Source organism: Sutterella sp., from assembly GCF_030539355.1.
Classification (GTDB): domain Bacteria; phylum Pseudomonadota; class Gammaproteobacteria; order Burkholderiales; family Burkholderiaceae_F; genus Sutterella.
In genome coordinates, this window is record NZ_JAUNSF010000027.1 from 19375 (window position 1) to 27760 (window position 8386).

Consider the following 8386-nt stretch of genomic DNA (forward strand, 5'->3'; position numbering starts at 1 on the left):
ATGCGACTGATCAGAATCCAGATTGAAAACATCAACTCGCTCGCCGGCGTCCACGTGATCGACTTCACGGACGCGGCCTACCGCGAGAGCGGCATCTTCTCGATCGTGGGCCCGACGGGCAGCGGCAAGACCTCGATTCTCGACGCCGTCACGCTCGCGCTCTACGGGATGACGCCCCGCATGCTCGAGGTGACGAGCACGGCGAAGAAAGAGGACAGCTGCATGGTGATGACGAAGAACGCGAGAAACTGCTCGGCCTCGGCGGTCTTCGAGGCGCAGGGCCGCTGCTGGCGCTCGACCTGGTCGAGGCGCGTGAAGCGCACGGGGCGTCTTGACAACGAGGCCGTCGAGCTCGCGAGCCTCAACGGCCCCGATGACAGGGAGGGCACCGTCGTCGCGAGCCAGAAGCGTCTCTGGGAGGCGGAGATGCGCCGGCTCCTCGGTCTGGACTTCAAGGCCTTCATGAGGAGCGCCATGCTCGCGCAGGGTGCGTTTGCGGAACTCTTGCGCGCGGATGTCGCGGACCGCGCCCGCATCCTCGAGAACATCACCGGAACGGCGATCTACGGCGACATCAGCCTGCTTGTCCATGAAAGAAAGGGCGAGGAGGAGCGCGAGACCGAGCGTCTGCGCACGGAACTGAAGAGCGCCGTGCCGATGGATGACGAGGCGAGAAAGGCGCTCGAGACCGAGCTCGCCCGGGCCGTGTCGGCGAGCAAGGCCGCGAAGGTGAGGAGCGACGATCTGCACCAGGATCTCAAGTGGGCGACGGATCTCGGCAAGGCCCGGGAGCAGGACACCCGGGCGAGGAACGAGCTCACCCAGGTCGCCGAGGCCGCGAAGGGCATCGAGCCCGAGCGCGAGCGCGCGAAGGCCGCGCGGCGCGCCGAGAAACCCGCGGCGAAGCTCGCCGAGCGCGACGGCGCGGCCGCGGAGGCCGTCCGTCACGAGGGGCTCGCGAAGTCTCTCGGAGAGGAGCGTGTGAAGGCCGAGGGCGCGGTGAAGACTGCCGCGGCCGAGGTCGAGGCCGCCGAGAAGGCGGACGAGGCCGCGAAACGCGCGCGCTCTGAGAAGGAGCCCGAGCTTGAGGCCATCGAGGCCGCCGATGCGGCGATCGCCACGCAGACGGCCCTGAAGCGCCAGGCGGACGCGAACGCCGCGCTCGCGAAGGGCCGGGCCGGCAGGACCGCGCTCGCCCGCACCCGCGCCGAAACGGCCGAGAAGACCGCGCGCGAGGCCGCCCAGCGTGCGCAGGAAACGCTTGAGCGCCTCAAGGGCGACGAGGCGCTTCCCGCGCGGATCGGTGCGCTTGAGACCGAGGCGCGTCAGTGCGCCGTGCTCGTCGCCGCGGAGAAGGCGGCGAGGACGAAGCTCGCCGCTGACGAGCGTGCGACGAAGGTCGCTCGGAAGAAGGTGGAGCAGGCGAAGGAGGCCGCTGCGAAGGCGCTCGAGGTTCTCGGCACCGCCGCGGGGCGGCGCCGCGAGGCCGAGGCCGCGCATGCGATTGCGTTCGCCGGCAGCACGCTCGAGCAGAAGATCGGCGAGGCGAGGCGCCTCACCTCGGAGATATGCACGGCTGAGTGGCTCGCCGACACGCTCGGGCTCCTCGGCGTCGCCGCCGGGATCGGGAGCGACGCCGTCAGGCCGCTTGTTCTTCGGCTCGAGGCCCGCGTGACGGACCTGAGGAACCGCTTTGAGGCGCTCGCCGCCATGAAGGCGGGCGAATCGCAGGCTGTGATCGCGCGTCTCAGTGCGGCGCTCGACGAGGTCGTCGACTGGTCGGCGAAGGCCGGCGAGGCGCAGATGAAGCTCGACCGGGCCGTGGCCGACGAGCGCGCCGCGCAGGCCGCGAGCTCGTCCGCGCAGACGGCGGTCGACCGCGCCGCGGCGGAACTGACGCTGAAGGACGGTCTCGAGGCCGCGCAGCGCGAGGCCGTCGAAAAGGCGGCGGCCGATGCCCGCGGGGCGCACGAGGCGCTCATCGCCGCGCTCGCGCCCTACTTCGCGAAGGCTCCCCGGCCGGGTGATGACACGGCGCCGTTGATCGCCGAGCTCGCCCGCCGTGCCGAGGCCTGGGAGCAGACCTCGAAGGCGGCTGTCGCAGCGGCCGGCGAGGCCGAGAAGGCGCTCACGACGCTCGAGGCCGCCCGCACCGCCGCGGACGAGGCCGCGAAGGAGTCGATCGCCCGCGACGCGGATGCCGGCTCCGCGGCTGAGAAGCTCAGCGGGCTCGTCGCCGAGAGGACCGGAAAGTACGGCACCCGCTCGGCGAAGGCCGAGCGCGAGGCGCTCGTCTCCGCTCAGGAGCAGTCGGCGAAGACGCTGCGCACGGCGGAGACGAGGCACGCGGCCGCCGGCCGCGAGGTGACGCGTCTTGCCACTGCGGAGGCGGCCGAGACCCGCGCCGCCGCCGAGTCCCGCGCGAAGGAGGCCGCTGCCCGCGAGGCGCTCGCGACGCTCATGGCCGAGGCCGGGTTCGCCGACGAGGAGAAGCTTCTCGCCGCCGTTCTTCCCAAGGGCGAGGCGGAGCGCATCGAGGCCGCGATCATTTCGTTCGAGCGCCGGGACGCCGCCGCGAGGCAGGCGGCGAAGGCGGCCGCGGAGGTTCTCGAGGGGCTCCTCGCGAAGCCCCGCCGCGATGTCAAGCCCGATGTGATTGACGCGGAACTGAAGGCGGCCGACGCGGAGCTCGCGGCCGCGGACGAGCAGAAGGGCGTGCTCTCGCAGCGCATCAGGACCGACGATGAGCTGAGGACGAGGAGCGCCGACGCGAAGACGCGCCTCGAGGCGCAGGAGAAGACCTGCGCTCTCTGGCAGCGCCTCTCGTCCCTGATCGGCTCCCACGACGGCAGCCGCTTCCGCCGTGCCGCGCAGCGGCTCACCTTCGCGCTGCTCCTCGAGCAGGCCAACGGCATCCTCGCCGGGATGCAGAGCCGCTACGAGCTCATCACCGCGGGCGAGTACGGGCTTGACCTCGCCGTGCGCGACCTCGAGCTCGCCGGCCAGGAGCGCACGTCCTTCAACCTCTCGGGCGGCGAGACCTTCATGGTTTCGCTCGCGCTCGCCCTCGCGCTCTCGAGGATCAGCACGCGGCGCATGCGCGTCGACACGCTCTTCCTTGACGAGGGCTTCGGCTCGCTCGACCCGGTGACGCTCGAGAAGGCGCTCACGGCGCTCGAGATGCTCCAGCAGACCTCGGGGAAGCTGATCGGCGTGATCAGCCATCTGAGCAGCGTGCGCGAGCGCATCCCGGTGCAGATCACCGTGCGTCCGAAGGGCGCGTCGGGCGTGAGCGAGATCTCCGGTCCCGGCGTCAGGCGCGTCGAGGCGGCCGCCTGAGCCGCCCGGCCCTGAGTCCGCGCTGAAATGAAGAAGCCCCGCCGGTTTCCCGACGGGGCTTCTTCCTGAAGACGGTTCGGATCTCAGTGGCGCTTTTCCTCGCCGATGAGATGCGTGCTGTCGAACTCCTTCTGATTGCGCTGGTGCTTGATGATCACGAGCGCCATCGAGACGCAGACGAAGGTGCCGAAGACGAACATCGTCGTGACGACCGAGAGGTCGAGCTTGATCAGGAGCGAATAGATGCCGAGCATCGTGAGAATCGAGAGGTTCTCGTTGAAGTTCTGCACGGCGATCGAGCGGCCCGCGCTCATCAGCACGTGGCCGCGGTGCTGCAGAAGGGCGTTCATCGGCACGACGAAGAAGCCCGCGCAGACGCCGACGGCGATCATGCCGACGGCGGCGATGAAAGCCGCCCAGGAGACCGTGGCGCCGAAGATGTGGAGGCCGCCCGCGGGAGCCATGTCCTTCGTGAAGAAGGCCATGAACATCACGAGCGCGCCCATCACGATGCCCATCGGGAGGACCGAGAGCGACTTCACGAGCGGCACGCGCGCGGCGGCGAGCACGGCGCCGACGGCGATGCCGAGGCTCACGACGGCCTGCATGATCGCGCCCTGGGAGAGGTCCATGCCGAGCGCATGGTCGCACCACTTGAGAACGAGGAACTGCAGCACGGCACCGGCGCCCCAGAAGAGGGTCGTGACCGAGAGCGAGATCTGGCCGAGGCGGTCGTGCCAGAGGAGCGAGCAGCTCTTGAGGAACCCGCGGATCGAGTCGTACGGGTCGAACTTCTGCTTCGGGTAGCGCGCGCCCGTGTCGGGAATCGCGAGGTTGACGAGCGAGGCGGCGATGTAGACGAAGGTGATCGCGAAGATCGCGGCCTCGGCGAAGCTCTTGAGGCCGATCGCGTCAAGGTGGAAGACGGAGAGAACGGGACCGGCGACCTCGGGCTTGATGAGGACGCCGCCCAGCACGACGCCGAGGATGATCGAACCCACCGTGAGGCCCTCGATCCAGCCGTTGGCGATGACGAGCTTCTCGGGCGGGAGGAGCTCGGTGAGAATGCCGTACTTGGCGGGCGAGTAGGCGGCCGCGCCGATGCCGACGATGGCGTAGGCGAGGAGCGGATGGCCGCCGAAGAGCATCAGCAGGCAGCCGATCGCCTTGAGCGCATTCGTGAGGAACATCACGCGGCCCTTGGGCATCGAGTCGGCGAAGATGCCGACCCAGGCGGCGAGGAGCACGTAGCTCACGACGAAGAAGAGCTTGAGGAGCGGGGTCTGCCAGTCAGGCGCCCCGAGGGAGGCGAGAAGCGCGATGGCCGCGATGAGGAGCGCATTGTCCGCGAGGGACGAAAGAAACTGCGCCGCCATGATGGTGTAAAAACCGCGCTTCATCGATTACCAACTCCAAAAAAACAGATGCCCGCATTCTAGGATGCGCCGAGAGTCTAGCAAATGACACCGCTCTTCTATCTACGCCGGATTGATGAGGCCGGGCCCCTGAATTGAGGTCCTGTCATCCGCTGACCGCCGGAAGGTGCGAAAATCACCTTTTTCGTGCCTGCATTTATGCAGGCCCGGCCCGGGCGGCGTCCGCCCCGTGGCTGACGGTCCCTCCGGGGATGGATTTGGCTTAAAGAACATTGAGTTGAGTGGAGCTTCGAGAAGCCGTGCCTCGTCCAATCTATGCAGAAATTGATCTCCTCGCGCTGCGCCGCAATCTCGCCGTCATGCGGGAGAAGGCCGCGGGGCGTGCCGTCTGGGCGGTCGTTAAGGCCAACGCCTACGGTCACGGCCTGGAGAACGCCGTCACGGCATTCGCCGAAGCCGACGGCCTCGCGACGATTGATCTCTCGGACGCGATGCTCGCCCGCCGCTGCGGCTGGCAGAAGCGCCTGCTCCTTCTCGAGGGCTTCTTCGACGCCTCGGACATCGAGCCGCTCACCTCGCTCAAGGTCGAGACGATCATTCACTCGCCCTGGCAGATCGAACTGCTCCGTCAGGCCCAGCCCGAGGATGTGCGCTGCCACATCAAGGTCAACTCGGGCATGAACCGCCTCGGGTTCCTTCCCGTCGAGGTGAACACGGTCTACGACCAGCTCACGAGCATCCCGGGCGTGCGCGTGATGGACGTCGTCACACACTTCGCCAACGCCGAGCCCACGTACCAGGCCGACAAGCCCGCCTCGGTCGAGCGCCAGCTCTCCCGCATGGGGCGGCTCGCGCACGGCGCCACCGCCGCCTGCATGGCCAACTCGGCCGCGACGCTCTTCCATCCCGAGGTGGGCGGCGACGCGGTCCGCGCGGGCGTGGCGCTCTACGGCGTCTCGCCCGACTCCCACATTTCCTCCGAGGAGCTCGGCATCGTTCCCGCGATGACGCTCACCGCGGAGATCATCGCCATTCAGGAGATCGCCGCGGGCGAGGCCGTGGGCTACGGCTCGCGCTGGATCGCGAAGCGCCCCTCCCGCATCGGCGTCGTCGCCTGCGGCTACGCCGACGGCTATCCCCGCTCGATGCCCGACGGCGCGCCCGTCTGGGTCGAGGGGCAGATCGCCCCGCTCGCGGGCGCCGTCTCCATGGACATGCTTGAGATCGACATCACGGACATCCCGGCGGCGAAGCTCGGCAGCCGCGTCGAGCTCTGGGGGCGTCACCTTCCCGTGAACCGCGTGGCGGCCGCCTGCGGCACGATCGGCTACGAACTCATCTGTGCGCTCGCGCGACGTGTGCCGATCCGGCTGCGCGAGCAGGGTTAAAGGAAAACTATGGCTCCCAAGCGCGACAAGGTCGAGTTCGTCTGCTCCGAATGCGGCGGCAGCACACTGAAGTGGCAGGGGCAGTGCCCGCACTGCCGCGCCTGGAACACACTGCAGGAATTCCGCGTCGCAACCGGCGCGGCCGCGCGCTACGGCACCGACTCCCGGGCCGGGCGCGGGTTCGTTGACACGACTGGCGCGCTCAAGGATCTCTCGGACGTGAACATCGAGGAGGTCCCGCGCATCGGCACGGGGCTCTCCGAATTTGACCGCGTGATGGGCGGCGGCCTCGTTCGGGGCGGCGTCTCGCTCATCGGCGGCGACCCGGGCATCGGCAAGTCGACGCTGCTCCTGCAGGTAATGGCCCGGCTCGTGAGCCGCGGCATCCGCTGCGTCTACGTCTCGGGCGAGGAAAGCGCCTCGCAGATCGCGCTGCGCGCGCAGCGACTGCAGCTCCCGCTCGCGGGTCTGCAGCTCATGAGCGAGATCGAGCTCGAGCACATCGAGACCGTGATCCGGGAGAAGAAGCCCGAGTTCGTCGTCATCGACTCGATCCAGACGCTCTTCTCCGGGGCGCTCGACAGCGCGCCGGGCTCGGTCTCCCAGGTGAGGGAGTGCGCGGCGCGCCTCACCCGCACGGCCAAGATGACGGGCGCCATGCTCTTCTTCGTCGGCCACGTCACGAAGGACGGCGCGCTCGCCGGCCCCCGCATCCTCGAGCACATCGTCGACACGGTGCTTTACTTCGAGGGCGACACGCACTCGAACTTCCGTCTGATCCGCGCCTTCAAGAACCGCTTCGGCGCGGTGAACGAGCTCGGCGTCTTCGCCATGACCGACCACGGGCTGCGCGGCGTGACGAACCCGTCGGCGATCTTCCTCTCCGAATACAAGGCGAACATCCCGGGCTCGACCGTGCTCGTCACCCAGGAGGGCACCCGCCCGCTCCTGGTTGAGATCCAGGCGCTCGTCGACGAGACGCACTCGCCCGCGCCGCGGCGCCTCGCCGTGGGCGTCGACAACCAGCGCCTCGCGATGCTCCTCGCGGTGCTTCACCGCCACGCCGGCGTCGCGCTCTTCGACCAGGACGTCTTCGTCAACGCCGTGGGCGGCGTCAAGATCAGCGAGACCGCGGTTGACCTCGCGGTGCTCGTCGCCATCTGCTCGAGCTGGCGCGACCGGCCGCTCGAGCGCGGGCTCGTCGTCTTCGGCGAGGTGGGGCTCGCGGGCGAGATCCGCCCTGCGCCCCGCGGTCAGGAGCGTCTGCGCGAGGCCGCGAAGCTCGGCTTCTCGAAGGCGCTCATACCGCGCGCCAATGCGCCGAAGACCCCCGTCGAGGGCCTCGAGATCATCGCCGTCGACCGTCTCTCGGACGCGCTCGAGGCGGTCTTCCCCTGAGAGCGCCGATACGTCAGGCATGCGCGGGCGGGCGCGGCAACGCCGCGCAACAAAATCCGTGTGGGCGCGCGGAGCCGTCACCCATTAAAATGGACAGGTTTTCACGCTCGAGGTTCCGGCAAGTCTCACATCAGTGCCGGGATGCTCTGATTTTTCAGGATTATCAAAGAATGACCACGCTCACCAAGCTCCTGCCTGCTGAAGCCGCTCCCGCCCAGACGGTGATCGAGAAGGCCCACTCGCTTCCGCTCAACTCGACCGAGCGCGCCGAGCTTCCGCAGACCATTCACACCCCGGAGGGTGACGTCACCGTCGCCGTTCCCGCCGAGCAGCTCCGCCCGGTCGAGGTGAACGACGTCTTCATCGATGACAAGGGCGCCTTCTGGGCCGTCCGTCCGTCCGTCGAGAAGGTTCTTCACGTCACGGGCGACCTCAACGTCCTGCGCGAGGCCGCCGGCGCCCTCATCAACCGCGGCGTCCGCATCGCTCCGATCGACGCCGGCTTCTCCGTGCTCCCGCTTCCGAACCTCGCCCAGATGCTCAAGATGGTCGGTCTTGAGGTCGCCGAGGCCGAGGAGCCCTTCGACCCGATCCAGTTCCGCGAGGAGCCCGAGGGCTGCGGCTGCGGATGCTGCGGCGGCGGTCATCATCACCATCATCACCATGACGGCGAGTGCGGCTGCGGCCATCACCATCATCATGAGGAGGAGGAGTGCGGCTGCGGATGCGGCGGGCATCATCACCACCACCATGATGAAGAGGAATGCGGCTGTGGCTGCGGCGGCCACCATCACCATGAGCACGAGCACGGTGAATGCGGCTGCGGCCACGATCACCACCATGAGGAAGGCGAGTGCTGCTGCGGCGGTCACGACCACCACCATG

The 8386-nt window shown here is 68.6% G+C and carries 5 protein-coding genes; 4 read left to right on the plus strand and 1 reads right to left on the minus strand.

Annotated features, from left to right (window positions below; translation table 11 throughout):
• Complete coding sequence (locus Q4F91_RS06090) at positions 1-3339, plus strand: AAA family ATPase (RefSeq protein WP_303335745.1); 3339 nt, start codon at positions 1-3, stop codon at positions 3337-3339.
• 83 nt (positions 3340-3422) lie between these two features.
• Here Q4F91_RS06090 and lplT read toward each other — a convergent pair whose 3' ends face one another.
• Positions 3423-4739, minus strand: a complete 1317-nt coding sequence (gene lplT, locus Q4F91_RS06095) for a lysophospholipid transporter LplT (protein WP_303335747.1) — start codon at positions 4737-4739, stop codon at positions 3423-3425.
• A gap of 275 nt (positions 4740-5014) precedes the next feature.
• Between lplT and alr the strand changes: the two genes are divergently transcribed.
• From alr to Q4F91_RS06110, 3 genes are all read left to right on the plus strand, one after another.
• The gene (gene alr, locus Q4F91_RS06100; protein WP_303335750.1) at positions 5015-6103 is read left to right on the plus strand and encodes an alanine racemase; all 1089 of its coding nucleotides are present in this window, start codon (positions 5015-5017) and stop codon (positions 6101-6103) included.
• Between the two features lie 9 nt (positions 6104-6112).
• A complete protein-coding gene (gene radA, locus Q4F91_RS06105; RefSeq protein WP_303335753.1) occupies positions 6113-7501 on the plus strand; it encodes a DNA repair protein RadA in 1389 nt (462 codons plus the stop codon).
• Positions 7502-7671: 170 nt separating this feature from the next.
• Positions 7672-8386: hypothetical protein (locus tag Q4F91_RS06110; protein WP_303335756.1), on the plus strand; the 715-nt coding region annotated here is incomplete at its 3' end.